The organism is Virgisporangium ochraceum, assembly GCF_016863655.1.
In the GTDB taxonomy this organism is placed as follows: domain Bacteria; phylum Actinomycetota; class Actinomycetes; order Mycobacteriales; family Micromonosporaceae; genus Virgisporangium; species Virgisporangium ochraceum.
In genome coordinates this window covers 110,861-134,248 of record NZ_BOPH01000073.1, presented here as the reverse complement: position 1 = coordinate 134,248, position 23,388 = coordinate 110,861, and the positions used below count along the sequence as shown (strand labels likewise).

Annotated in this window: 19 protein-coding genes; 11 read left to right on the top strand and 8 right to left on the bottom strand. The window is 70.6% G+C overall.

Annotated features, from left to right (window positions below):
• Positions 1 to 75: 75 nt before the first annotated feature.
• Positions 76 to 996 carry a 2,3,4,5-tetrahydropyridine-2,6-dicarboxylate N-succinyltransferase gene (gene dapD / locus Voc01_RS25890; protein WP_203930138.1) on the bottom strand — a complete coding sequence of 307 codons (921 nt, stop codon included), beginning with the start codon at positions 994 to 996 and terminating at the stop codon, positions 76 to 78.
• 36 nt (positions 997 to 1,032) lie between these two features.
• Between dapD and dapE the strand changes: the two genes are divergently transcribed.
• A complete protein-coding gene (gene dapE / locus Voc01_RS25885) occupies positions 1,033 to 2,100 on the top strand; it encodes a succinyl-diaminopimelate desuccinylase (RefSeq protein ID WP_203930137.1) in 1,068 nt (355 codons plus the stop codon).
• A gap of 12 nt (positions 2,101 to 2,112) precedes the next feature.
• Here the strand turns inward: dapE and Voc01_RS25880 are convergent, their stop codons facing one another.
• Positions 2,113 to 2,265, bottom strand: a complete 153-nt coding sequence (locus tag Voc01_RS25880; RefSeq protein WP_203930136.1) for a hypothetical protein — start codon at positions 2,263 to 2,265, stop codon at positions 2,113 to 2,115.
• 151 nt (positions 2,266 to 2,416) lie between these two features.
• On the opposite strand from Voc01_RS25880, the gene Voc01_RS25875 reads away from it, so the two are divergent.
• A complete protein-coding gene (locus tag Voc01_RS25875) occupies positions 2,417 to 2,818 on the top strand; it encodes a hypothetical protein (RefSeq protein ID WP_203930135.1) in 402 nt (133 codons plus the stop codon).
• Here the strand turns inward: Voc01_RS25875 and Voc01_RS25870 are convergent.
• Positions 2,815 to 3,576 carry a DUF3152 domain-containing protein gene (locus tag Voc01_RS25870; protein WP_203930134.1) on the bottom strand — a complete coding sequence of 254 codons (762 nt, stop codon included), beginning with the start codon at positions 3,574 to 3,576 and terminating at the stop codon, positions 2,815 to 2,817. The two genes, Voc01_RS25875 and Voc01_RS25870, sit on opposite strands and share 4 nt — an antisense overlap.
• An 81-nt stretch (positions 3,577 to 3,657) precedes the next feature.
• Here Voc01_RS25870 and Voc01_RS25865 point away from each other — a divergent pair, with 81 nt between their 5' ends.
• The 5 genes from Voc01_RS25865 to Voc01_RS25845 are packed head-to-tail and all read left to right on the top strand — an operon-like array spanning position 3,658 to position 11,847.
• Positions 3,658 to 4,461, top strand: a complete 804-nt coding sequence (locus Voc01_RS25865; protein ID WP_203930133.1) for an LOG family protein — start codon at positions 3,658 to 3,660, stop codon at positions 4,459 to 4,461.
• Positions 4,461 to 5,006: an LOG family protein gene (locus Voc01_RS25860; RefSeq protein ID WP_203930132.1), complete on the top strand. Its 546-nt coding sequence runs from the start codon at positions 4,461 to 4,463 to the stop codon at positions 5,004 to 5,006. The genes Voc01_RS25865 and Voc01_RS25860 overlap by 1 nt, the downstream gene beginning before the upstream one ends.
• Entirely contained in the window at positions 5,003 to 5,413 is a 411-nt protein-coding gene (locus Voc01_RS25855; RefSeq protein WP_203930131.1) for a hypothetical protein, read from the top strand. Before Voc01_RS25860 ends, Voc01_RS25855 begins: the two co-directional genes overlap by 4 nt.
• Before the next feature lie 45 nt (positions 5,414 to 5,458).
• Positions 5,459 to 8,587 (top strand): ATP-dependent helicase, encoded by a 3,129-nt coding sequence (locus Voc01_RS25850; protein WP_203930149.1) that lies wholly within the window; start codon positions 5,459 to 5,461, stop codon positions 8,585 to 8,587.
• Entirely contained in the window at positions 8,584 to 11,847 is a 3,264-nt protein-coding gene (locus Voc01_RS25845) for an ATP-dependent helicase (RefSeq protein WP_203930130.1), read from the top strand. Before Voc01_RS25850 ends, Voc01_RS25845 begins: the two co-directional genes overlap by 4 nt.
• Here Voc01_RS25845 and Voc01_RS25840 read toward each other — a convergent pair.
• Positions 11,841 to 12,071 (bottom strand): hypothetical protein, encoded by a 231-nt coding sequence (locus Voc01_RS25840; RefSeq protein WP_203930129.1) that lies wholly within the window; start codon positions 12,069 to 12,071, stop codon positions 11,841 to 11,843. The two genes, Voc01_RS25845 and Voc01_RS25840, sit on opposite strands and share 7 nt — an antisense overlap.
• 196 nt (positions 12,072 to 12,267) lie before the next feature.
• Here Voc01_RS25840 and Voc01_RS25835 point away from each other — a divergent pair, with 196 nt between their 5' ends.
• On the top strand, positions 12,268 to 12,495 hold the full coding sequence (locus Voc01_RS25835; protein WP_203930128.1) for a hypothetical protein: 228 nt from the start codon (positions 12,268 to 12,270) through the stop codon (positions 12,493 to 12,495).
• A 5-nt stretch (positions 12,496 to 12,500) separates the two neighbouring features.
• Here Voc01_RS25835 and yidD read toward each other — a convergent pair whose 3' ends face one another.
• A complete protein-coding gene (gene yidD / locus Voc01_RS25830; protein WP_239160483.1) occupies positions 12,501 to 12,947 on the bottom strand; it encodes a membrane protein insertion efficiency factor YidD in 447 nt (148 codons plus the stop codon).
• A 269-nt stretch (positions 12,948 to 13,216) separates the two neighbouring features.
• A complete protein-coding gene (locus tag Voc01_RS25825) occupies positions 13,217 to 13,399 on the bottom strand; it encodes a hypothetical protein (protein ID WP_203930127.1) in 183 nt (60 codons plus the stop codon).
• 351 nt (positions 13,400 to 13,750) lie between these two features.
• Between Voc01_RS25825 and Voc01_RS25820 the strand changes: the two genes are divergently transcribed.
• Positions 13,751 to 16,567, top strand: coding sequence for an ATP-binding protein (locus tag Voc01_RS25820; RefSeq protein ID WP_203930126.1), 2,817 nt, complete (start codon positions 13,751 to 13,753; stop codon positions 16,565 to 16,567).
• Between the two features lie 83 nt (positions 16,568 to 16,650).
• Here Voc01_RS25820 and Voc01_RS25815 read toward each other — a convergent pair whose 3' ends face one another.
• Positions 16,651 to 18,603: an AfsR/SARP family transcriptional regulator gene (locus tag Voc01_RS25815; protein ID WP_203930125.1), complete on the bottom strand. Its 1,953-nt coding sequence runs from the start codon at positions 18,601 to 18,603 to the stop codon at positions 16,651 to 16,653.
• 149 nt (positions 18,604 to 18,752) lie between these two features.
• Here Voc01_RS25815 and Voc01_RS25810 point away from each other — a divergent pair, with 149 nt between their 5' ends.
• On the top strand, positions 18,753 to 21,569 hold the full coding sequence (locus Voc01_RS25810) for a helix-turn-helix transcriptional regulator (protein ID WP_275423754.1): 2,817 nt from the start codon (positions 18,753 to 18,755) through the stop codon (positions 21,567 to 21,569).
• A gap of 156 nt (positions 21,570 to 21,725) precedes the next feature.
• Here the strand turns inward: Voc01_RS25810 and Voc01_RS25805 are convergent, their stop codons facing one another.
• Entirely contained in the window at positions 21,726 to 22,076 is a 351-nt protein-coding gene (locus tag Voc01_RS25805) for a hypothetical protein (RefSeq protein WP_203930150.1), read from the bottom strand.
• 490 nt (positions 22,077 to 22,566) lie between these two features.
• On the opposite strand from Voc01_RS25805, the gene Voc01_RS25800 reads away from it, so the two are divergent.
• Positions 22,567 to 23,382 (top strand): hypothetical protein, encoded by an 816-nt coding sequence (locus tag Voc01_RS25800; protein ID WP_239160482.1) that lies wholly within the window; start codon positions 22,567 to 22,569, stop codon positions 23,380 to 23,382.
• Positions 23,383 to 23,388: the final 6 nt, after the last annotated feature.

The window sequence follows — 23,388 nt, the reverse complement described above, 5'->3', positions numbered from 1 at the left end:
GAACGCACAGTGACACACCCAAACACGACATTACGCAAATAGGGGCGGCCACAAGTACAAGATCGGCGCAGGCCCCTAGTTCGCGTGCAGCGCGGCGTTCAGCTCGATCCTGCCGCCGGTGCGGGGGCTCACCTCGAGCGCGCCCGTCTGGGAGTTGCGGCGGAACAGCAGGCCGGCCTGCCCTGACAGGTCGCGGGCCTTGACCACCGTGCCGTCGGGGAGCTTCACCTTCGACCCGGCCGTGACGTAGGTGCCGGCCTCGATGACGCAGTCGTCGCCGAGGGAGATGCCGCAGCCGCCGTTGGCGCCGATGAGGCAGCGCTCGCCGATGCGGACGACCTCCTTGCCGCCGCCGCTGAGCGTCCCCATGATCGACGCGCCGCCGCCGACGTCGCTGCCGTCACCGACGACGACGCCGGCCGAGATGCGGCCCTCGACCATCGACGCGCCGAGCGTGCCGGCGTTGAAGTTCACGAAGCCCTCGTGCATCACGGTGGTGCCGGGCGCGAGGTGGGCGCCGAGGCGCACCCGGTCGGCATCGGCGATGCGCACGCCAGACGGCACCACGTAGTCGACCATGCGGGGGAACTTGTCGACCCCGAAGACGGTCAGGTGCTGGCCGGCGGCCCGCTGCGCGGCGCGCAGTTCGTCGACCTTGTCGGGCGCGCACGGACCGGCCGAGGTCCAGGCGACGTTCGGCAGCACGCCGAAGATGCCGTCGAGGTTGGCGTCGTGGGGCTTGATGACGCGGTGCGAGAGCAGGTGCAGCCGCAGGTACGCGTCGTAGGTGTCGGCGGGCGGGTCGGCCAGCGACTCGATGACCACCAGCTTCGCGGTCGGCCCAGAACCAAGCACCGGGCCGGCGACCGGCTGCGCCTCCGCGGGTGGCGCGCCGAGGCCCAGGCTGCCGCCCGGGTACCACGCGTCGAGGATCTGTCCGTCGGTCGTAACCGTGGCCTGGGCGAGCCCCCAGGCGGCGCTGACGTTGTGGCCCACGCTTCATGACCCTACCGACCTCGTTAAGGTCAGCCCATGACGACCCTGACCCCTGATGTGCTGGCCGATCCCGTCGAGCTGACCCGGGCGCTGGTCGACATCGAGTCGGTGTCGGGCGACGAGGACCGCATCGCGTCGGAGGTCGTCGCCGCGCTCGACCCGCTGCCGCACCTCGCCGTGACGCGGTTCGGCAACACGGTGGTCGCCCGCACCGACCTCGGCCGGCCGCAGCGGGTGGTGCTGGCCGGTCACCTCGACACCGTGCCGATCGCGGACAACCTGCCGTCACGGACCGTGGACGGCAACATCCACGGCTGCGGCACGTCGGACATGAAGAGCGGCGTGGCCATCGCGCTGCACCTGGCCGCGACGGTGCCGGCGCCGCGCCACGACGTCACCTACTTCTTCTACGACTGCGAAGAGGTCGAGAGCGAGCGCAACGGGCTGCGCCGGCTCGGGGCCGAGCGGCCCGACCTGCTCACCGACGCCGCGTTCGCGGTGCTGCTCGAGCCCACCTACGGGCTGGTGGAGGCGGGTTGCCAGGGCACGCTGCGCGCGGAGGTCACCACCACCGGCCGCCGGGCCCACTCGGCCCGCAGCTGGCTCGGATCGAACGCGATCCACGCCGCGGGCACGCTGCTCGCGCGGCTCGCGGCCTACGAACCCCGCACGGTGACCATCGACGGCTGCACCTACCGCGAGGGCATGAACGCGGTGCGGATCTCCGGCGGGGTGGCCGGCAACGTGATCCCCGACGAGTGCACCGTCGACGTCAACTTCCGGTTCGCGCCCGACCGCGACGGCGAGGCGGCCCAGCAGCACGTGCGCGAGCTGTTCGACGGGTTCGACGTGCGGTTCGTCGACGTGGCACCGGGCGCGTTGCCGGGGCTCGACGCCCCGCCCGCGAAGGAGTTCCTGGCGGCTGCCGGCGGTGCGCCGCAGGCCAAGCTCGGGTGGACCGACGTGGCCCGGTTCGCCGCTCTGGGCGTCCCGGCATTGAACTTCGGCCCGGGTGACCCGAACCTCGCGCATACGCGCGAGGAGCACGTGGAGATCGACAGGATCGTGGCGGGCGCGCGGGTGATGCGCGACTGGCTCGCCTGAACCCGGCCGGGCTCAGGCGGCCGGGGCGTCCGGAGACGTCACCGGCGGGACGTCGGCGCTCGCCTGGCGGCCGACTGCTCGGCGGACCGCGATCAGATCGCGGATCTGGCGGTTGAGCTGGCGCCGGCGACGCGCCTGCTCCAGTGAGCTGATCACACTGCTCATACTTGTTAAGACGCTCACCGGGTGGTGTCGGGTTGCAGTCCAAGTGACGCAATGCCCGACAAAGTTGTGACCGTTCGGGCACCCCGGGTTACGTCGGTAAGCGACGGGGTGAAATCGTTCTTCCGGTTGCGACCGTTGCTAGCCTCCCGCAATGAACCGACCCCGGCCGCTGGCCGCGCTCGTGCAGGTGGTGATCGCGCTCTTCGCGGTGGGTTTCGCGGTGTTCGCGATCGTCGAGGTCGGTGGCGAGGTCGACGGCGTCGCCAAGCCGTTCTTCATCGTTCCCGGGGTGCTGATCGCGCTGCTGGCGATCCTGCCGGTGCGGGCCGCGGTCGCGTTGTACCGCGGCGCTCCCGAGGCGCAGCAGCGCGCCGAGACCGTGCGCAAGGGCTGCGGCCTGCCGATGTACGGGGCGTTCGGGTTCGGGATGATCGCGCTCGTGCGGTCGACCGTCGCCGGCGAGTCGATCACCGAGTTGGTTCCGTACCTCGTCCTCATCGCGATCGCGTGGGCGCTCACCAGCTTCGTGGCGCCGGCTCTGGCCCGGCGCTAGCTCGTGTACGGACCGGTGACGTAGTTGCGCTGGTCCGGGAACGGCCACGGGTTCTGGGTGCAGCCCTCGAGACCGAACGTCTGGCGCTGCATCACCGGCGCGGGCGTGCCGGCCCGTCCGCACTTGACGTGACCGTGGCCGAGGAAGTGGCCCATCTCGTGGTTGACCACCATGTGGCGGTAATCGTCGAGTGACGTGTAGTGCGGGACGCCGGTGAGCCAGCGTCCGAGGTTGATGACGACGGTGCGGCCGCCCCGGCACGACACCTCGCCGCGGGTCTCGACGCCCACGCTGTCGCAGAGCCGGTCGGTGGTCTTCGGCGTGGCCAGGTGCACGGTGACGTCGGACGAGCCGCCCGACACCCGCTGGAAGCCCCACTTGCGGCTGGCCGTCCAGCCGCGGGGCTCGGCGAGCGTGCGCTCGACGGCGGCCGCGAACTCGTCCGGCGGAACGCCGGCGCCCTCCTCGACGACCACCAGGTAGCGGTAGATGCGCCCGCTGCCGATCGGGGAGCTTCCGCCGCCGGCCGTGGCGAACTTCCCGGTTCCCGCCGCCGGCACGGTGATCGCGGACGCCGACGGGCCGGGGACCTCGACCGTGCCCATTTCCAGCGGCGGTAACTCATTGACAGCGGTCGGTTGCGTTTCGGTGGCGGACGGCTCGATGAACTCGGCCCGCGCGACGTATCCGGCCGTCGCGACACCGAGCACGATCGCGATCGCCGCGAACGTGAGCCACATCCCCCGAGAAATGCTCATGACTTGTGCGACGTTACATGCTCCCCCCAACGTTGCGTCTTCCCCGGGTTGGACCCGACCGACCGACTAACGTGTGGCGTTATGACCAACGCCAGCCGCGGGCCGGAGCGCCACAAGGGGCCCGTCACGTTGCGCGGTGAAGCGATTCCACCGAGCACTGCCGACGAGCGTCTCCTCGACAGCCGCACCCGCGACGAATGGAAGACCAAGGACGCGTGGCGCGCGCTGCGCATCCTGTCGGAGTTCGTCGAGGGCTTCGAGGAACTCTCCGACCTGCCGCCCGCGGTGAGCGTCTTCGGATCCGCCCGCAACAAGCCGGGAACACCCGAATGGGACCTCGCCGAGCGGGTCGGTGCCGCGCTGGCGCGGGCCGGTTACGCCGTCATCACGGGCGGTGGTCCCGGCATGATGGAGGCCGCCAACAAGGGTGCGGCCGAGGCCGGTGGCCTTTCCGTGGGACTGGGCATCGAGCTGCCCTTCGAGCAGAAGCTCAACGACTGGGTGCAGATCGGCATCGACTTCCGGTACTTCTTCGCCCGCAAGACGATGTTCGTCAAGTACGCGTCGGGGTTCGTGGTGCTGCCCGGCGGGTTCGGCACGATGGACGAGCTGTTCGAGGCGCTCACCCTGGTGCAGACCCGCAAGGTGACCCGGTTCCCGGTCGTGCTGATGGGCACCGACTACTGGGCCGGACTGCTCGACTGGATCCGCGGCACCATGCTCACCGGCGGCAAGATCGGGGAGCACGACCTCGACCTGATCTGCCTCACCGACGACCCCGACAAGGCCGTCGAGCACATCCTGGAGGCCGACCAGGCCATCGCCGACCGCGCCGCGGCGAAGGCGGCGGCCGACCAGAAGGCCGCCGACAGGGCCACGTCCTGATGGCCGCGATCTGCGTGTTCTGCGCGTCGTCGAGCCGCATCGACGAGCGCTGGATGAAGCTCGCCACCGAGGTCGGCACCGCGATCGGCCGGCGCGGCCACTCGCTGGTCTCCGGTGGCGCGTGCGTCGGGATGATGGGTGCGCTGGGCGACGGGGCGCGGGCCGCCGGCGCCCACACGCTCGGCATCATCCCGCAGTCCCTCGTCGACATCGAGGTCGCCGACCGCGCCAGCGACGAACTCGTCGTCACGAGCGGGATGTTCGAGCGCAAGTCGGTGATGATCGACCGGGCCGACGCGTTCCTCACGCTGCCGGGCGGCCTCGGCACGCTCGACGAGCTGTTCGAGGTGTGGACGACCGCGACGCTGCGCATCCACGACAAGCCGATCGTGCTGCTCGACGCCGACGGCTTCTACGGCGGCCTCGTCGACTGGCTCGCGGGCCTCACCGCGCAGCACTTCACCTACGAGGGCGCGATGGACAGGCTGCACGTCGTGCCGACCGTCGACACCGCGTTCGACCTCATCGAAAGTCTGCTGCCGTGATCGATCCCGTCGCACGACACGTCGCGCTCTTCAACGAGGGCGTCCGCACGGGCGACCTCACCCCGTGGCTCAACACGTTCACCGACGACGCGGTGCTGACGTTCACCGTCGCCTCCCTCGGCGACACATCAACTGCTGCCGGCGTGGCGCTCGGCCCCGCCAGCGGGCGCGGCGAGATCGAGGCCGTCTACAAGGGACACCCGCCGGCGTCGGAGATGAGCCTCACCGCCGGTTCCCCGGCGGATCCCGGCGCGGAGACGGTGTTCGGCGAGTTCTTCTGGGTGCGCGCGCCCGACAGCGGCGGTCGCTTCACGCTGCACCTCGACGGGGGCCGCACCACGCGGATCGACATCGAGCTCGACGCTCCACCACCGACCCGGCCACAGGTGCCCGATGGCGCTGATTAGGTGACCGCGCCGGCCCGGACCGGGGCATCTTCCCCGGCATACCGCCTGGTCCGACCGGCAGACCCAGTAGCAGCACCGATCGTCCCCGATCCGGTGCAGCACCACGTCATCTCGCACACGGCCGGCCCGTTGCTGGTGGTCGGCGCGCCCGGCACCGGCAAGACGGCGACCCTCGTCGAGGCGGTCGCCGCGCGCGTCGAGGCCGGCGCCGATCCCGCGTCGGTCCTCGTGCTCACGTTCGGCCGCCGCGGCGCGCGCCGGCTGCGCGACCGCATCGGCGCCCGGCTCGGTGGTGGTTCGGGCTTCGACGCGCAGGGCGAGGTGACCGTCCGGACGTTCCACGGGTACGCGTTCGGGATCCTGCGGCTCGCGGCCGCGCGGGCCGGCCTGCCGACCCCGCGCCTGCTCACCGGTCCCGAGCAGGATCTCGTGATCCGCGAACTGCTGCCCGACGACGACGAGGTCGGCTGGCCGGAGCCGCTGCGTCCGGCGCTGCCCACCCGGGCGTTCGCCGAGGAGCTGCGTGACCTGCTGCTGCGGGCGGCCGAGCGGGGTATCGGCCCGGCCCGGCTGGCGAGCCTCGGCGAGCAGGAGCGCCGGCCCGACTGGCTGGCCGCGGCCCGGTTCTACAGCCAGTACACCGAGGTGCTGGCGCTGCGCGACGCCACCACCCGCAACGGCGCCGCCTACGACTACGCCGAGCTGGTCCGGGCGGCCACGACGCTCCTTCGCGAGGACCCCGAGCTGCTCGATCCGCCCCGGTACGTCTACGTCGACGAGCTGCACGACACCGACCCGGCGCAGATCGACCTGCTGTCCACTGTGTCCGGTCGCGGCGCGCACCTGGTGGCGTTCGCCGATCCGGACTCCTCCACGTTCGGCTTCCGCGGCGCCGACCCGGGCATCGTCACCTCGTTCCCGCTGCGGTTCCGCACCGCGAGCGGCGCGCTCGCCGAGACCGTCACGCTCGAAACCAGCCACCGCAGCGGCGCCGCCCTCCTCGCGGCCACCCGGCGGGTCGCGCAACGGCTCGGCGGGCCGGCCCGGCACCGCACCGTCGCGCCGCGGCCGGACTCCGATCCCGGGATCCTGGAGATCCGCACGTTCCGGTCGGCGACCACCGAGTCGGCGTTCGTCGCGCACCGGCTCCGTGAGGCGCACCTGCTCTACGGCGTCCCGTGGTCGAAGATGGCCGTGCTCGTGCGCTCGACGCTGCTGCAGCTCGCGCCGCTGCAACGCGCGCTGCAGCAGGCCGGCGTGCCGACGGTCACCCGGTCCGACGTGCTGCCGTTGCAGGCGCATCCGGCCGTCGCTCCGCTGCTGCTGTTGCTGCGGTGCGCGTTGGAGCCCGAGCGGCTCGACGAGGACGCCGCGGTGGCGCTGCTGCACTCGCCGCTGGGCGGCGCCGACCCGTTGGCCGAACGCCGGCTGCGGCAGGGGCTGCGGTCGCTGGCGCTCGCCGCGGGCGACCGGCGCCCGTCGGGCGTGCTGGTGGTCGAGGCGATCCAGGACCCGACCGAATTGGCCGCCGTGGAGCGGCGCTGGGCGCGTCCGGCCCGGAACGTGGCCCAGTTGCTCGACATCGCGCGGAAGGAGGCGGCCCGGCCGGAGTCCACTGTGGAGGATGTGCTCTGGGCGGTCTGGAATGCGACCGGCCTCAGTGGACGGTGGGCGGCCCAGTCGGCCCGCGGCGGCCCGCGCGGCGAGACCGCCGACCGCGACCTCGACGCCGTGGTGGCCCTGTTCGACACCGCCGCGCGGTTCGTCGACCGGTTGCCGGGCGCCCGCACCGAGGTCTTCCTCGACCACGTCTTCGGCCAGGAGCTGCCGTCCGACGCGATGGCGCCGGTCGCCGACCGGGGCGAGGCCGTGCGGATCCTCACCGCCCACGCGGCCAAGGGCCTGGAATGGGACGTGGTGGCGGTGGCGGGCGTGCAGGAGGGCCTGTGGCCCGACCTGCGCCTGCGTGGAAGCGTGCTCGGCTCCGAGTCGCTCGTCGACATCGCCGCCGGACGCGAGCTGGGGCTGCCGCAGCGGGTCACCGCGACGCTGGCCGAGGAGCGGCGGCTGTTCCACGTCGCGTGCACCCGGGCGCGGGAGTGGCTGCTGGTCACCGCCGTGTCGTCGGGTGACGCAGAGGAGCAGCCCAGCCGGTTCCTCGACGAGCTCGCCGAGCACTCCGAGGAGGTCGAGCGGCCGGCGACGCTGCCGCGGTCGCACACGCTGCCCGCGCTGGTCGCCGAGCTCCGGGTGGCGCTGACCGCGCCGGACACCCCGGACAGCCGCCGCGACGCCGCGGCGGCCGTGCTGGCGGAGCTCGCTTCCGCCGGCGTCCCGGGAGCCGACCCGGACGAGTGGTGGGGGCTGCGTGAGCTGTCCGACGAGCGACCGCTGGTCGACCCGGGCGAGGCGGTGACCGTCACGCCGTCCACTGTCGACAGTGTGCGCCGGTGCAGCCTGCGGTGGCTGCTGGAGCGGCACGGCGGCGGCACGACACCCACTCCGGAGCAGGGCATCGGCAACCTGGTGCACGCGGCGGCGATGCTCGCCTCCGACGCCAGCGTCGACCGGGCGTCGCTGGTGTCCTATGTGGCCGAACGGTTCGACGCGATCGAGCTGTCGGCCCGGTGGCTGGCGGGCCGCGAACGCGACCGCGCCGAGGCGATGCTCGACCGGCTGATCGGGTGGATCGCCAAGAACCCGCGCCGGCTCATCTCGATCGAGCAGGACTTCATCGTCCGGCTGCAGGATCCCGAGGCGCCGGTGGACATCAAGGGCCGCGTCGACCGGCTCGAGCTCGACGAGGACGGCCGGCTCGTCGTCATCGACCTGAAGACCGGCAAGTCCGCCCCGATCAACGCCGACGTCGTGGAGCACCCGCAGCTCGCGGCGTACCAGGCGGCCGTGGAGGCCGGCGCGTTCGACGAGTCGACCGAGACCGGCGGTGCCGCGCTCGTGCAGCTGGGCGTCGACGGGCTGGGCGCGCGCGAGCAGGTCCAGGAGCCACCGTCCACAACGGACGATCCACAGTGGGCGGTCAACCTCGTCAAGGGCGCGGCGAAGGCGATGGCGGCGTCGACGTTCGAGGCGGTGGCGAACAACCGCTGCCGCGTCTGCCCGGTGCGGACGTCGTGCCCCATCACCGGGTCCGGCCGGCAGGTGACGGACTCATGACGCAACAAGGGCTGTTCGAGGTCGACACCGGGCCGCATCCGATCGCGGCCGCCGGTCCCCGGTTCACGCCGACCGAGCTGGCGAAGCTGCTCAACCGGCCGGTGCCGACGATCCAGCAGGCCGAGATCATCTCGGCGCCGGTGGAGCCGCTGCTCGTGGTGGCCGGCGCCGGCTCGGGCAAGACCGAGACGATGGCGGCCCGGGTCGTGTGGCTGGTCGCGAACGCCTACGTGCGTCCCGAACAGATCCTCGGCCTGACGTTCACCCGCAAGGCGGCCGGTGAGCTGGCGCACCGGGTCCGACAGCGCCTGTCGCTCCTGGTGAAGGCGCTCGGCAGGGACGACCTCCTCGCCGGCGAACCAACCGTGGCCACCTACCACTCCTACGCGGCGCGCGTCGTGCGCGAGCACGGCGTGCGCGCGGGGTACGAGCCGGCGACCCGGCTGCTCACCGAGGCCGCCTGCTGGCAGCTGGCCGACTCGGTCGTGCGCACCTACGACGGCGACATGACCGACGTGGCGGCCGCACCGTCCACCGTGGTCGACGCGGTGCTGCACCTCGCCGGCGACCTCGCCGAGCACCTGCGCACCCCCGACGACGTCGCATCGTGGACCGGCCGGTTCTACAGCGAGGTGCAGGCGGTCCCCGGCAGCCGCGTCCCGGCACCGGTGAAGAAGATGCTCGACCGGCAGAAGGCCCGCCTGCAGCTCCTGCCGCTCGTGCGCCGCTACGCCGACCGCAAGGCGACGCTGGAGGCGATGGACTTCGGCGACCAGCTCGCCCGCGCCGCGACGGTGGCCGTCGAGCACCCGGAGGTGGGACTGGTCGAGCGTGACCGCTACGCGGTGGTGCTGCTGGACGAGTACCAGGACACCAGCCACGCCCAGGTGACCCTGCTGAGGGCGTTGTTCGGCGGCGGCCACCCGGTGACCGCGGTCGGCGATCCGTGCCAGTCCATCTACGGCTGGCGCGGCGCGTCGGCCGGCACGCTCACCCGGTTCCCGCAGGAGTTCCCGCGCTCCGACGGCGATCCGGCGCGGGAGCTGTCGCTGACGACGAGTTGGCGCAACCGTCCCGAGATCCTCGACGTCGCGAACGCGTTGTCACGCCCGCTGCGCGAGCACGGTGCCCGTGTCGCCGAGCTGGCACCGGCCGACGTGCTGGCCGAACCGGCGTCGGCCGCAACGGTCCACTGTGGACTCTTCCCGTCCTACCTCGACGAGGCCGACTGGATCGCCGGCCGCCTCGTCGGCGCCTGGCAGCACGCGGCCGCCGCGCCGGGCGCGTTGCCGTGGGAGATCCCGGTCGAGAAACGGCCCACCACAGCGGTTCTGGTGCGTACGAGGGCGCAGATCCCGCCGATCGAGGCCGCGCTGCGGGCCGCGGGTCTGCCGGTCGAGGTGGTCGGCCTCGGCGGTCTGCTCGACACCCCCGAGGTCCGCGACGTCGTGAGCACGCTGCGGGTGCTCGCCGACCCGGCCGAGGGGTCGGCGCTGCTGCGGCTGCTCACCGGCCCCCGCTGGCGGATCGGTCCGCGTGACCTGGTCGCCCTGTACCGGCGGGCGAGGTCGCTGGCGCGCGAACGCCGCCTCGCCGTCGACTCCGAACCCGACCTCGCCGACGCGCTCGACGAGGCCGTTCTGGTCGAGGCGTTGGACAACCTCGGCGCACCCGAGCGCTACTCGATCGAGGGCTGGAACCGGTTCACCGCGCTGCGCGACGAGCTGCGCGCCATGCGGTACCGGCTCGACCAGGCGTTGCCCGACCTGATCGCCGACATCGAGCGCACCATCGGTCTCGATGTCGAGGTCGCGGCCCGCAGCGGCGACGCCGGCCTGGCCCGCGCCCACCTCGACGCGTTCGGTGACATCGCCGCCCGGTTCTCCACCGAGTCCGAAGGCCCGACGCTGTCGGCGTTCCTCGCGTACCTCGCCGCGGCCGAGAACGAGGAGCGCGGCCTGGCGCCGGGCGATGTGGAGGTCGTCGAGGGCGCCGTCCAGATCCTCACCGCCCACGCGGCGAAGGGCCTGGAATGGGACCTGGTCGCGGTGGTCGGTCTGTCGGAGGGCGTCTGGCCGGGACGCACGATGGCGTCCGACCACTGGTTGCAGGGGCTCGGGGTCCTTCCGTTCCCGCTGCGGGGCGACAGGGCCGGTCTCCCCGCGCTCGACCTGTCGGCGGCGGCCGATCAGAAGGCGGTGGTGCGCGCGCTCGACGGCTTCTCGTCCGCCTGGCGCGAGCACGACGTGCGGGAGGAGCGGCGGTTGGCGTACGTCGGGGTGACCCGGCCGAGGCGGCTGCTGCTGTGCTCCGGCTACTGGTGGAGCGAGGGAGCCAAGGGCAAGCGTGGCCCGTCGGTCTTCCTGGAGGAGATCCGCGACCGGTGCTTCGCCGGTGCGGGTGCGATCGACGTGTGGACGCCCGACCCCGGTCCCAACGCCGAGAACCCGACGCTGGCGCACGTGGCGCGGGCGAGCTGGCCGGGTGACCCGCTGGGCCCCAGACGGCCGGCACTGACGGCGGCGGCCGAGCTTGTGCGCGGCCCGAGGGCGGAAGGCATCGACGAGGATCCGGACTACCAGCGCTGGGCCTACGAGGCGGCGCTGCTGCTGGCCGAGCGCGACCGGTCGGCTCCGTCCTACGACGTGGTGCTGCCGGCACACCTGTCGGTGTCGCAGCTGGTGATGCTGCGCCGTGACCCGGCCCGGCTGGCCCGGGTGCTGCGCCGGCCGCTGCCGGCGAAGCCACAACCGTTGGCCCGCCGCGGAACCGCGTTCCACCGGTGGATCGAGGAGCGCTACGGCGCGGCCCGTCTCCTCGACCTGGACGAACTCCCCGGCGCCGCCGACGACGGCGCCGCGCCCGACGCGGAGCTGGCCGCTCTGCAGGAAGCCTTCACGGCGAGTGAGTGGTTCGACAAGGTGCCGGTCGCGGTGGAGGTCCCGTTCGCCGCCGTCGTGGCCGGGGTCGTCATCCGGGGACGCATGGACGCGGTGTTCTCTGCGACCGGCGGCTCCGGTTTCGACGTGATCGACTGGAAGACCGGCGCGCAGCCGACCTCCGCCGCCGAGGCTTCCGCCGTCGCGGTGCAGCTGGCCGCGTACCGGTTGGCCTGGGCGAACCTGGCCGGAGTGCCGGTCGACGAGGTGCGGGCGGGCTTCTGCTACATCCGTGACCAGACGACGGTGCGCCCGGCCGACCTGCTCGACGAAGGGGGGCTCGTCGAGCTGATCACCGGGCTTCCACCGTCTTCTCAGTAAGCGGCAACCTCGACGTCGGCCTCGCCGTACACCCAGTTGCCCTCTGAGTCCTGCGCGTAGACCTTGCTGTGCGCCTCGGCCTCGACGTAGTCGAACCGGCCGTCGCCGTCGAAGTCGTAGGCGGTGGCCTCGACCTCGGTCGTCTGCGCGAACGCGTTGCCGTCCTCGTCCACAGCCCACGTGGTCTCTTCGTACGTGACCTCGACCGCGGTACCGTCGCTCATGTCTATGTCTCCTCGGTTTGTTTTCCGTTGTCGCCGGTGTGTTCCGGCGCTGAAACCAAACTATGGGAGCGGTTGATCTAGCGAATCCCGTGATCGTGCCACCGACCCCGAGGGTGGCGGCGGTCACCTCGGGCGCCGATTTGTCCGTTCTTCAGAAGCATTGACGTACGACGCCGCGTGACACCACGATCGCCGGATGGACAAGCAGGCGCTGCTCGTCGGAATCGTCGTGGGCATCATGTTCGGTGTCACGTTCGAGAAGTTCGCCCGTGCGCGCCGCGACTTCAAGATCGCCAAAGCCGGCACGGCCGGCCTCGGGCGCGCTTACCGCACGAAGGTCGTGCCGCGCATGCTGGTGATCGGGTTCATCTGCGCGTGCGCCGGGATCGCCGCGTTCCGGCTGCTCCTGGGAACGGCGGAGTAGCGGCCCTACGGCACCGGGTCGACGGTGCCGTGCGGGGTCGGTGCCTTGCACCGGTGGATGCGGTCGGCGGTCAGCTGGGACCCGGCCAGCAGGCCGTACCGTCGCACCGACTCCATGCCGTACGCCGAGCAGTTCGGGATGTGCCGGCACCGGGTCCGCAGCCGTGGCGACAACCACTTCTGATACCCGCGGATGGCGACCATGCCGGCCCGGCCGGGCGCGGTGGGCCTGGTGCGGGCCTTTCCCGGCGAGACGCGGAAGAGGCGTGCCAGGGCGAGGATGCCGACCATGAGCGGGCTCATCATCATGAAGCCGCAGTCGCAGCCCGGGAGGTCGCAGTCGAGGCTCGGGGCCCCGCAGTCACCGCAGTCGGGAGCGCAGTCTTCCCACCGGCTCTTCTTCTCCTCCCCCTGGCCGGCATGCTGCGCATGCTGCCCGAAGTGACTGCTCATGGCGCTCCCTCAAGACCGGATCACAGTGATCGGCACTGTACCGATCGCCGGCCAGGGCTGTCCCGATCTTCCTCTGCGTGATCACCTTCTCACGATGCGAGACATCTGCCGCCCAGCATCCAGAAACTTTCACATCAGCCACGTGGCGGATGTCTACCTGTCTCCGCTGGTCAGAATAGACATGAGCGGCGACCGAAGCCGCCGCTCATGTCGGGTGCAGGCTCGTGTAGAGGCTGCGGGGGTTCCAATAGCCTTGCGGAAGGGGGAAACTAACCGTCGAAGTAAGTGAACAGCGATACCAGGCTGTTGGTTGACGACGCGACGACGAGATTGGTGACGGGAGAGTTTCCGGCTGCAAGGTTGCTGGCAGGCCCCAGAGCAGTCAGGAAAGAAATCGCGGCACCGGCGAAAGTCGCTGCGACAATACGAGCAGCGCGACGTTTTGTGTACATGAACTGATCCTCCGAGCCGGGTCGGTGTGCTCGTTACCAACTGGCCAGTAGGTAAAGTGGCATACAGTATCAGGCCCGTTACCGACGGGCGTAAATACGTGAGCCAATGATTTTTACGCTAGTTCACTTGCTGGTTCTACGTCCGCGACCGTTTAGCGATGGTCGCGGACGCTTTGTCGCAGGGCGATTTAGCCGGCCGAAAATTGGCGGCCCGAAATAGTGAAGTTCGACATGTGGCAATTCGATTTGACACCTGGCGTTTTGCAACGTGGCGGCTAGCGGGGTGGGTGACTGACAACTGGATGTCATCGGTGCAGGTAGATAGCTTCGCATAGCGATGGGCTGGTGCTCATGACCGAGACGGTGCACTCGGCCTCCCGATTGGGTCGACATTCACAAGTTTCTCAGGTCCAGGAATACATATCGCAGCTGTCCGCCGGACGTGGCGGGGCAATTATCGTCGAGGGCGAGCCTGGCATCGGTAAATCCGAACTGATGCGCGTCGCCCGCGCCGAGGCCCTTCGGCTCGGGTGCCAGGTCTTCTGGTGCAACTGCGAGGAACTGAGCGAAGCGTTTCCGCTGCTACCCCTGCTCGATGCCTTTGCTCCGAATGGCTCACTGAGCCGGTTTGCCGACTCGCACGCCCAGATCGCGGAGTGGCTGCGGGCGGCCGCCATTCCGGGTAACCGGGTCAACGGCGTCGGCGCGGCCACCACCAGCCTGCTGTCGCTCATCGCCGACGTATGCGCCACCGCGCCCGTGCTCCTGGTCGTCGACGACCTCCATTGGGCCGACTCCGCCACGGTCGTCGCACTCGGTCAACTGTTCCGAGCGACCCACCGCAGTCCACTCCTCGTCGCCGGCCTCGCCAGACCGGCTCCCCGCCGCGACGACCTGGCCGCTCTGCGCCGGGCGGCCGATGCACAGATCACCCTGTCCGGACTGTCCGACGACGAGGTCGTCGACATGGTTACCAGGGCCGTGGGCGGCAGCCCGGGTGCCCGACTGCGCCGGCTCGCGGCGGAGGCCGGTGGGAACCCGCTGTATGTCCGCGAGCTGATCGACGCGGTCACGCGAACCGGAACGATCACTGTCGACGCCGGTCAGGTCGAGGTCACCGGCGGCCGAACACCGGAGTCACTGCACGCGGCCATTGCCGACCGGCTCGAGTTTCTCTCGACCCCCGTCCGTGAGGTGCTTCGCGCGGGGGCGCTCCTCGGTGTGGCATTCCAGGTGTCGAGCCTGGCGAGCGTGTCCGGCCAGCGGGTCGGCGATCTGACGCCGGCGCTGTACGAAGCCGTTGCGATGGGCGTGCTGTGTGAGGAGGGAACCGAACTGGCGTTCCGGCATCCGCTCATCAGAGCAGCCCTGTACGAGGAGATGCCGGCACCGGTGAGGGCCGCCTGGCACCTCGACGCCGCGCGTGCCCTGGTGCGCAGCGGCGCGTCGGCGGAGAAGGTGGCGCGGCAGGTTCTTCCCGCCGTCGACGGTGGCAGCACCAACGTCGACGAATCGCTCGTCGACTGGCTGAGCGGGGCGGCGCACAAGCTCGCCGGCCAGGCGCCGAACGCCACCGTACGACTGCTGCGCTGGGCGCTTGCGGCTACGCCGCCGGGGTCGACACATCATGAACTCTTCACGTGCCGGTTGGCCGACGCGCTGTACCGGGCCGGAGACACGGTTGAGGCGGGACGAGTGGCCCGTGGCGCGCTCACCTATGTGAAGCGGGCCGATCTGATGATCGACCTTCATCAGACGCTGCTGGGTTGCCGTGCCATTGAAGGGCGGCGGGAAGAGACGCTGCAGGCGGTCGAGGCGGCGCTCGAGCTTCCCGGGTTGAGCGAACTGCATCGGGCCAGGTTGCTGGTGCTCGCCGCGCGCGCGCAACGCAGCATGGGCCGGGTCGACCGGGCCGAAGACGTCGCCCAGGCGGCGCTCGCTGCCGCGACGAAGGCCGGCGATCGGTGGGCCACAGGATGGGCGTTGGGCGTCATGACGCTCGTCCGCGGCATGCGCGGTGAGGAAGAGGCGGCCTTGCCGCTGTTCGAGCGGGCCCTGGCCGTCGCCGAGGGTGATCCTTCGCTGGCCGACCTGCGCCTCATGCTGCTCCTCAACCAGGCAGCCGCACTCGGCGATCTTGATCGCTACGACGAGGCGATCGAGTCGGCCGAACGGGCCTGTGATCAGGCCGACGCCAGCGGCAATACCGTGCGGCTGAGTCAGGCGACCACTGTGCTCGGAGAACTGCTCTTCGACGTCGGCAAGTGGGACTACGCGCTCAAGCGGATCGACCTCGAGGTCGATGTGCCCGTCGAGGCACTGTCGAAGTGCTGCGACTACGGCGTTGTCGCGGCGATTCGACTGCATCGCGGCGATCCGGCGGCGATCCAGAACCTTCTCGACGCCCGCGTCCACCTTGAGCGGCTCGGTGATGAGCGCATGGTCGGGTCGTTGACCCTGGCCCGCAGCCTGGAGCGCGAGCAGGCCGACGCGCCGGCCGAGGCGCTCGCTGTTCTTGTCGAAGGTCTGTCCCGGTGTGAAGAGGAGGTCGAGCAGAGCACCGACCTGCTCGCCGATGCGGTCCGCCTCGCACTGATCACCGGCGATACCGAGCTTGCCCGCGAGCTCACCCTGCGGGCCGAGGCCGTCTCCGAGTCCTCGGAAGTGTTCCACCGCAAAGCGATCGGGCTGCATTGCCGCGGCCTGGTCGACAACGACGCGGGGAAACTCATGGACGCGGCCGAACAGTACGGCAAGGCCAGCCGTACGTTGCCCCGGGCGCAGGCCCTGGAGGCGGTCGGTGTCATTCACGCCGACAACGACGATGTGCCGGCCGCGCGCAACGCCTTCACCGAGGCGTACGAGGTCTACTCCGCGCTCGGTGCCCAATGGGACCTGGCCCGATTGCAGGCCCGGTTCCGCGCGTACGGCATCCGCCGTGGGCCGCGGTTCCAGCACCGCCGGTCGCAGCAGGGCTGGGACAGTCTGACCCCCACCGAGGAGAAGGTCGTCCGTCTCGTCGCCAAGGGCATGTCCAACCCGCAGATCGCTGCGCAGCTGTTCCTGTCCCGCCGCACCGTCCAGACGCACGTGTCGCACGTGCTGGCCAAACTCGAGCTTTCGTCCCGGACCGAGATCGCCAGGGAGGCGAGCCGGCGCGGCATCTGACCACAGACCTTGCACCCAGCCCTCCAACCGCACAAAGAGATCGCCGCTCGCGTCCGCGGGCGGCGATCTCCGTTCGACGGACCTCATCCGTTCGACGGCGTGAGGCGTGCCTGTTCGGCGGCCACGAGACGCACGAGATCGGGCAGCCGGTAACGGTGAGGTTCGCGGACCGAACCGGGCGCGCTCACGTCGAGGAGGCGGGCGTCGTGCAGCTCCTCGAGGATCTCCTCGGCGTCGCCGGCGTCGAGGCCGAGCAGTGTCGCGGACTCCGCCCGATCGACGTCGGCCGAGCCACTGCCGCCGAGCCGGTACAGGAGGGTGCGGGCATCGTCGGACAGTCCGGCGAAACTCGGCAGGATGCTGGCCCGTACGTCGAGGCCGTCGTAGATCAGGTGGTCGAGTCGCTTGCGGTCGTCGGCCAGCCGGGTGCACAGCTCGGCGAGCGTCCAGTGCGGTTTGACGGCGAGACGGGCCGCGACGGCGCGGATCGCCAGCGGCAGCCCGTCGCACAGCCGGACGATCTCGGCGGCAGCTCCCCGTTCCTGCTCCAGGGGAGGGCGGCCCGCAAGGGTCAGCAGAAGCTCGATCGCGGGCCGCGTTCCGAGAACGTCGAGCTCGATCGACGCCGCACCGAGCGCGGCTCCGAGGCGGCGACGGCTACTGAGGAGAACGGCGCACGACGCCGCGGCGGGGATCAGGATGCGGACCTGACCGGCGTCGAGGGCGTTGTCCAGCACGACGAGGACCCGCTTGCCGGCCAGCAGGTTCCGGTAGAGCGAGGCACGCTCGTCGACGTCGGCAGGTATGCGTGACGCACCGAGGGCGCGGAGGAACGAGGTGAGCACGTCTGCGGCGGTGCGTCGGTCGGTTCCGTGCAGGTCGGCATAGAGCTGACCGTCGGGGAAATGCTGCGAGACGTCATGCGCGACCCGGACCGACAGCGCTGTTTTCCCGACACCTGCCGGGCCGGTCACCACGGCCAGGCGGACGCTGGACCGTTGGGTGGTGAGCAGCGAGCGCGTCCGTGTGACGTCGTGGTCCCGGCCGATGAGGTGCGGAGCGGCGGAGGGGAGAAGGCGCGGAACGGTCGATGTGACGGCGGGCGTCGTACCGAGCAGCACCCGGTGCAGGTCACGCAACGCTGCGCCCGGATCGACGCCGAACTCCTCGGCGAGCGAACGCCGGCTCCGTTCGAAGAGTCGCAGCGCCTCCGCGGTTCGGCCGGACCGGTGAAGGGCGGTCATCGCCAGGCCGACGAGCCGCTCCCGGTGGGGGTCACGCGCCGCGGCCTGGGCGATCCGGTCGACGATCAGATGGTGGCATCCGAGCCTGAGCTCGGCCGCCCACAGGTCCTCGTCCGCAGTGAGCCGGGTCTCTTCGATGCTCGCGCAGAGCGACTCGTTCGGACCCGACGGCGTCCAGCCACCCAGGACCGGCCCACGCCAGAGTTGGTTGGCCTTTCGCAACAGGCGTTGGACATCCTCGTCGGACGTCGATTGTCGCGCGTCTCTGACCAGCGCGTAGAACCTGTGTACATCCACCCGTTCCGGCGCGATGGTCAGCATGTAGCCGCTGTCGCGGGTAAGGAGGACGCTCGATCCGTCGAGGTGGTCGTTCAGCGCGGACCGTGTTTCAGACACCCGGCTCTGCAGAATCGCCCGTGCCTGTGGTGGAGGACTGCCGGCCCAGAGAAGGGTGATCAACCGGGTGCGGGAAACCAGGCGGTTCGCCTCCAGGGCCAGAATTCCCAGTATCAGCCGCTGTTGGCGCCTGAGGAGGGGAACGGTCCGTCCATCGACCAGGAGTTCGACCGGTCCAAGAATCCGCAGTTCCATCGCGTTGTCTCCCGGGACGCTTGATGGATCCAGCCGAATCAACATAGGCGGTCGCAGATTAAATGACGGAGCGCGAAGGCGATATCCGCCGCGGCGATGGAGTCGCCGCGGTCGCCCCGCCGCGACGACCAGTGCACTGACGCTCCGGTGCGCTGCTGGGAATCGGCGCTGCTCACACCGCATCGAGCGCGCCACGCCCACGCGGCGGCATGTGAAGAAAGCTCGGAATGTCGATTGTCGCGAATGGCATAGCGGCGCGGGAAGAATGTGGTTAGCGGAGACGTGCATTGTGTTCTCAGGTCGAACACGCACACGCAGATTCCTCCGCGCGCAGTGATAGGTGGGTGCTGATGACCGGGACGCCCGACCCGACCCCGCGGGTGAGTCGGCGTGCACGGACCGCCGAGATGCACGGCTATGTCTCGGACCTGGCCGCCGGACGCGGCAGGGGGATCGTGGTCACCGGCGAACCGGGAATCGGCAAGTCCGAACTGATGCGTGTCGCGAGAGACGAGGCGGTTCGACTCGGCTGCCAGGTCTTCTGGTGCGACTGCGAGGAATTGAGCGAAGCGTTTCCGCTGCTGCCGCTGCTCGACGCTTTCGCACCTGACGGCGCCCTCAGCCGCTACGCCGAGGCGCACGCCCAGATCGCCGAGTGGCTGCGGACCGCCGCGATACCGGGCAATCGGGGCGACGGCGTCGGAGCGGCCATCACCAGCATGTTGTCGCTCATCTCCGAGGTCTGTGAGGCCGGGCCCGCGTTGCTCGTCGTCGATGATCTCCACTGGGCCGACCCGGCCACGGTGGTCACCCTGAGCCGGTTGTTCCGGTCGACGCACCGCCGCCCGCTGCTGGTGGCCGGCGTGGCACGGCCGGTGCCCCGGCGTGACGACCTCGCGGCGCTGAGACGCGCTGCCGAAGCTCAGGTCCCCCTGTCGGGCCTGTCCGACGACGAGGTTCTCGACATCGTCACGAGGGCGGTCGGTGGTAGGCCGGGTGAGCGCCTGCGCCGTCTGGCGGCCGAAGCCGGCGGAAACCCGCTGTACCTGCGGGAGTTGATGGACGCGGTGAGGCGCACCGGCACCGTCATAGCCGACGGCGGTCTGGTCGAGATGACGTGCGCCAACACACCGGACTCCCTGCACTCGGCCATCGCAGACCGGTTGGGGTTCCTCTCGGCGCCGGTTCTCGAGGTACTGCGGGTCGCGGCTCTGCTGGGCGTGGCGTTCCCGGTGTCCAGCCTGGCCAGTGTCTCGGGGCGCGGGATCGGCGACCTGACGCCGGTGCTCGACGAGGCGATCGCGACGGGGGTGCTGTGCGAACACGGTGCGGAACTCGCGTTCCGGCACCCGCTGATCCGGGCAGCGCTGTACGAGGAGATGCCGGAGTCGATCCGGGCCGCCTGGCACCTCGACGCCGCACGTGCGCTGGTGCGTCAGGGCGCCTCGACGGAGAGGGTGGCCCGTCAGGTCCTACCCGCGATCGACAGCGGCACGGTTACCGCCGACAGGTCCCTGGTGGAGTGGCTCGGCGGTGCGGTTGACACACTCGCCGGTCAGACACCGAAGGCCACTGTCAAGCTGCTGCGCTGGGCGCTGGCTGACATGCCTCCGACGTCCACCCGCTACGAACTGCTGACCTGCCGTCTTGCCGATGCTCTCTTCCGCTCCGGCGAGCCGGCCGAGGCCGCGCGCACCGCGTACGGCGCTGTCACGTTCGTCAGGCGGCCCGAGCTCGTGGTTGACCTGCACCGCACGCTGATGGGCTGCCGTGCCATCGAGGGGCGGTGGGACGAGGCACTGCGCGCGGTCGAGGCTGCTCTCCGAATGCCCGGGCTGGACGAGTCGCACCGGGCCCGGCTGCTCGCACTCTCGGCGCGTACACACCGCGGTCTGGGGCGCGTCGACCGGGCGGAGGAGGCCGCCCGACAGGCGCTTGCCGTCGCGACCAGTGTCGGCGACCGCTGGGCCACCGGTTGGGCGCTGGGCGTGATGACGGTTGTTCACGGAATGCGGGGCGAGGAGGCGGCGGCGCTGCCGCTGTTCGAGCGTGCGCTTGCCGTGGCAGAGGGTGATCCGTCGCTGGCGGACCTGCGCCTCATGCTTCTGCTCAACCAGGCCGCTGCGCTGGGCGACCTCGACCGCTACGACGAGGCGATCGAGTCGGCCGAACGGGCGCGTGAGCAGGCCGATGCCAGCGGCAGTATGGTCCGGCTCGCCCAGGCCACGTGCGTACTCGCCGAGCTGCTATTCGATGTCGGTCGCTGGGATGATGTACTGGAACGGCTCGACCCGGATGGCGGTACGCCTGCGGAAGCGCTCGTGCAATGCTGCAACTACGGCGTCGTGGCGACAATTCGGCTGCGCCGGGGCGATCCCGCGGCGATACAGAGTCTTCTCGACGCCCACCGTCACCTCAAGCGGCTCGGAGACGACCGCACGGTCGGTTCGCTGACGCTCGCTCGCAGCCTCGAACGGGAGCAGGCCGGCGCGCCCGCGGAGGCGCTCGCTGTACTGGTCGACGGGCTCGCCAGATGCGAGGAGGAGCTCGAGCAGACCACCGATCTGCTCGCCGACGCCGTCCGACTCGCGATGATTGTCGGAGACATCGGGCGGGCCGAAGGGCTCGCGCTGCGGGCCGAGGCGGTCGCCGGGGCCTCGGAGGTGTTCCATCGCAGAGCGGTGGGGCTGCACTGCCGCGGTCTCGTCGACGATGACCCCGCAGTGCTTGTCGAAGCGGCGGATCAGTACGGGAAGGCGTCCCGGCCGTTGCCGCGAGCGCAGGCGTTGGAGGCGGCCGGCGTGGGGTTCGCGGAGTCCGGGGATGTTCCGGCGGCGCGTAGGGCGTTCACCGGGGCGTATGAGGTCTACTCGGCGCTGGGTGCCAGTTGGGACCTCGCCCGGATTCAGGCGCGCTTCCGGACCTACGGGATCCGGCGTGGTCCGCGGTTTCAGCACCGCCGGTCGCAGCAGGGGTGGGACAGCCTCACACCAGCGGAGAAGAAGGTCGTCGGCCTGGTTGCCGAAGGGCTGTCGAACCCGCAGATCGCGGCGCAGCTGTTCCTCTCCCGCCGCACCGTGCAGACGCACGTCTCGCACGTGCTGTCCAAGCTCGAGCTGTCCTCGCGCAGCGAGATCGTCCGGGAGGCGGGGCGGACCGGATCCTGACGAGAAGAGATCGCCGCCCGCGCGGGTGCGGGCGGCGATCTCACATCGGCCTCCCCAGAACCGATCTCGAGGAGATCGCCGCCCGTGGCCGCGGGCGGCGATCTCAGCTGTGGGGTGAGAGGTGAGTAGCAGCCAAGTAGGTCCCGGGGGACGGACCTACTTGGCCGCCGTCCTGTCGCGGGCGGTGTCGCGCCCACCGTCGCGGGTGGTCCGGCCGACCGCCACGACTCGTTGGCCAGGAGACGCCGTCGTACGGACCGGCCTGGTGCTGCGCCGCACGGCCGGCGCCGCCACGCCGCGGCCCACGTGCGCCGGGTAGAGCTGTCGGGGCGGCACGCACGCACGGCTCTCGGCCGGCGGCGGACCACCCATCGTCCGCAGATGTTCCTGCATGTGCGCCCGGACCTGAGCCGACCAGACGTGCTGCTCCATTTCCGGAGGTGCGATCCAGCGGTGCGAGTTGTCGCAGTAGTGCATGTCGTCGTCGCCGGGGTGCAAGTGGCTCATGGGAGGAAGTTTCACGGCTGCGGGTGGCCGAGATAACGGCCAACATGCTGAGAAATGAATGGTGGCGATCCGCCGCTCATCGATCCGCCACCTGGCGGATGTACCGGTATCACGGTCAGTGGAACCTGGATGACAGAACCCCGCTTCTGTACCGCCGGAAGGGCTGCGGTTGCGGGCGCGACGCGGGTGCGGACCCCGGCGAGGCCGGGTCGCACCCGCTTCAATGTGCGGGTCGCACCCGGTTCAACGTGCGGTAACGGGTGGGTGCACAGTCGGCTGAGGTGGCCGGTGTTGCGGCTAATCCTTGGACGTCGCTGGCACACTGGTAGGCATCATGGCTGAGGATCGTTCACCCTGGGCAGACGCAGACACCGAGATCGAGGTGTCCGCGTCACCTGCTGTGAGCTTCCCAACACAGCAGGCCGCGCTCACGCGGTCACCTCGAAGCTCTTCGGTCGCGGTTCTCCCCGCACGGTCGCGCGGCGGCGCGGTGACCCGGACCACCGACCAGCCGGCGCCCGATGTTCTGCAATTCGGTGACGACGACGGCGACGACCCGGTCAAGCGCAACAAGATGCTCATGCGCTGGTTCGGCGGCGCGGCCGCGATGGTGGTGCTGATCGGCGTGATCGCCACGTTGATCATGGTGCTCGGCAACGGTGGCGGCCTGCCCGTGCCGAGGGTGTTCGACGACCAGGCCGCACCGCCCGACACCCGGCCCGAACTGGTGAAGGACTGCCCACCGCCGTCGTCGTACCCCGACGCGCAGCCAGCGCCGCCGACGCCGCCCGGGCCGCGCACGGTCGACGACGAGTCGGGCGTCTCGTACAAGGCGTACGGCGCGCCGTGGTCGACGTGGCCGATGGTGTGGACCGGCGGCAGCCTGAAGGTCGACTACAAGATCGGCCAGCACTTCGTCACCGAAAAGTACGGCGGCGGCGACTACCACGCGTCGATCCTGTCGGCCAGCATCCCGGCCACCAACAACGACTCGCTCGCCGTCGACCTGCGCTGCACCGGCCGCGTGGTCGCCACCGACGTGCGCGACCAGTACTACCCGCAGCCGAACCGGCTCGAGCAGCTCGACGAGAAGCTCACCACGCTCGGTGGCCGGCCGGCGTGGGTCACCAAGTTCCGGCTCCACTTCAACAAGGCCGACCTCGACGCCAAGAGCGAGCTCGTCGGCCTCGCGCTCATCGACGTGGGACGGCCCGAGGCTGCGATCGTGTACATCTCGATCCCCGACACCCACAAGCAGTACGACGTCGTCGTCGACGAAGTGCTCGACTCCATCCGGCCCGCATAAGGGTCA

Coding starts and splice junctions, on each gene's coding strand:
- Voc01_RS25880 (WP_203930136.1), bottom strand. CDS start 2,265: ATGAGCAGTGTGATCAGCTCACTGGAGCAGGCGCGTCGCCGGCGCCAG.
- Voc01_RS25825 (WP_203930127.1), bottom strand. CDS start 13,399: ATGTACACAAAACGTCGCGCTGCTCGTATTGTCGCAGCGACTTTCGCC.
- Voc01_RS25870 (WP_203930134.1), bottom strand. CDS start 3,576: ATGAGCATTTCTCGGGGGATGTGGCTCACGTTCGCGGCGATCGCGATC.
- Voc01_RS25875 (WP_203930135.1), top strand. CDS start 2,417: ATGAACCGACCCCGGCCGCTGGCCGCGCTCGTGCAGGTGGTGATCGCG.
- Voc01_RS25820 (WP_203930126.1), top strand. CDS start 13,751: ATGACCGAGACGGTGCACTCGGCCTCCCGATTGGGTCGACATTCACAA.
- Voc01_RS25865 (WP_203930133.1), top strand. CDS start 3,658: ATGACCAACGCCAGCCGCGGGCCGGAGCGCCACAAGGGGCCCGTCACG.
- Voc01_RS25845 (WP_203930130.1), top strand. CDS start 8,584: ATGACGCAACAAGGGCTGTTCGAGGTCGACACCGGGCCGCATCCGATC.
- Voc01_RS25835 (WP_203930128.1), top strand. CDS start 12,268: ATGGACAAGCAGGCGCTGCTCGTCGGAATCGTCGTGGGCATCATGTTC.
- Voc01_RS25840 (WP_203930129.1), bottom strand. CDS start 12,071: ATGAGCGACGGTACCGCGGTCGAGGTCACGTACGAAGAGACCACGTGG.
- yidD (WP_239160483.1), bottom strand. CDS start 12,947: ATGAGCAGTCACTTCGGGCAGCATGCGCAGCATGCCGGCCAGGGGGAG.
- Voc01_RS25860 (WP_203930132.1), top strand. CDS start 4,461: ATGGCCGCGATCTGCGTGTTCTGCGCGTCGTCGAGCCGCATCGACGAG.
- Voc01_RS25810 (WP_275423754.1), top strand. CDS start 18,753: ATGACCGGGACGCCCGACCCGACCCCGCGGGTGAGTCGGCGTGCACGG.
- dapE (WP_203930137.1), top strand. CDS start 1,033: ATGACGACCCTGACCCCTGATGTGCTGGCCGATCCCGTCGAGCTGACC.
- Voc01_RS25805 (WP_203930150.1), bottom strand. CDS start 22,076: ATGAGCCACTTGCACCCCGGCGACGACGACATGCACTACTGCGACAAC.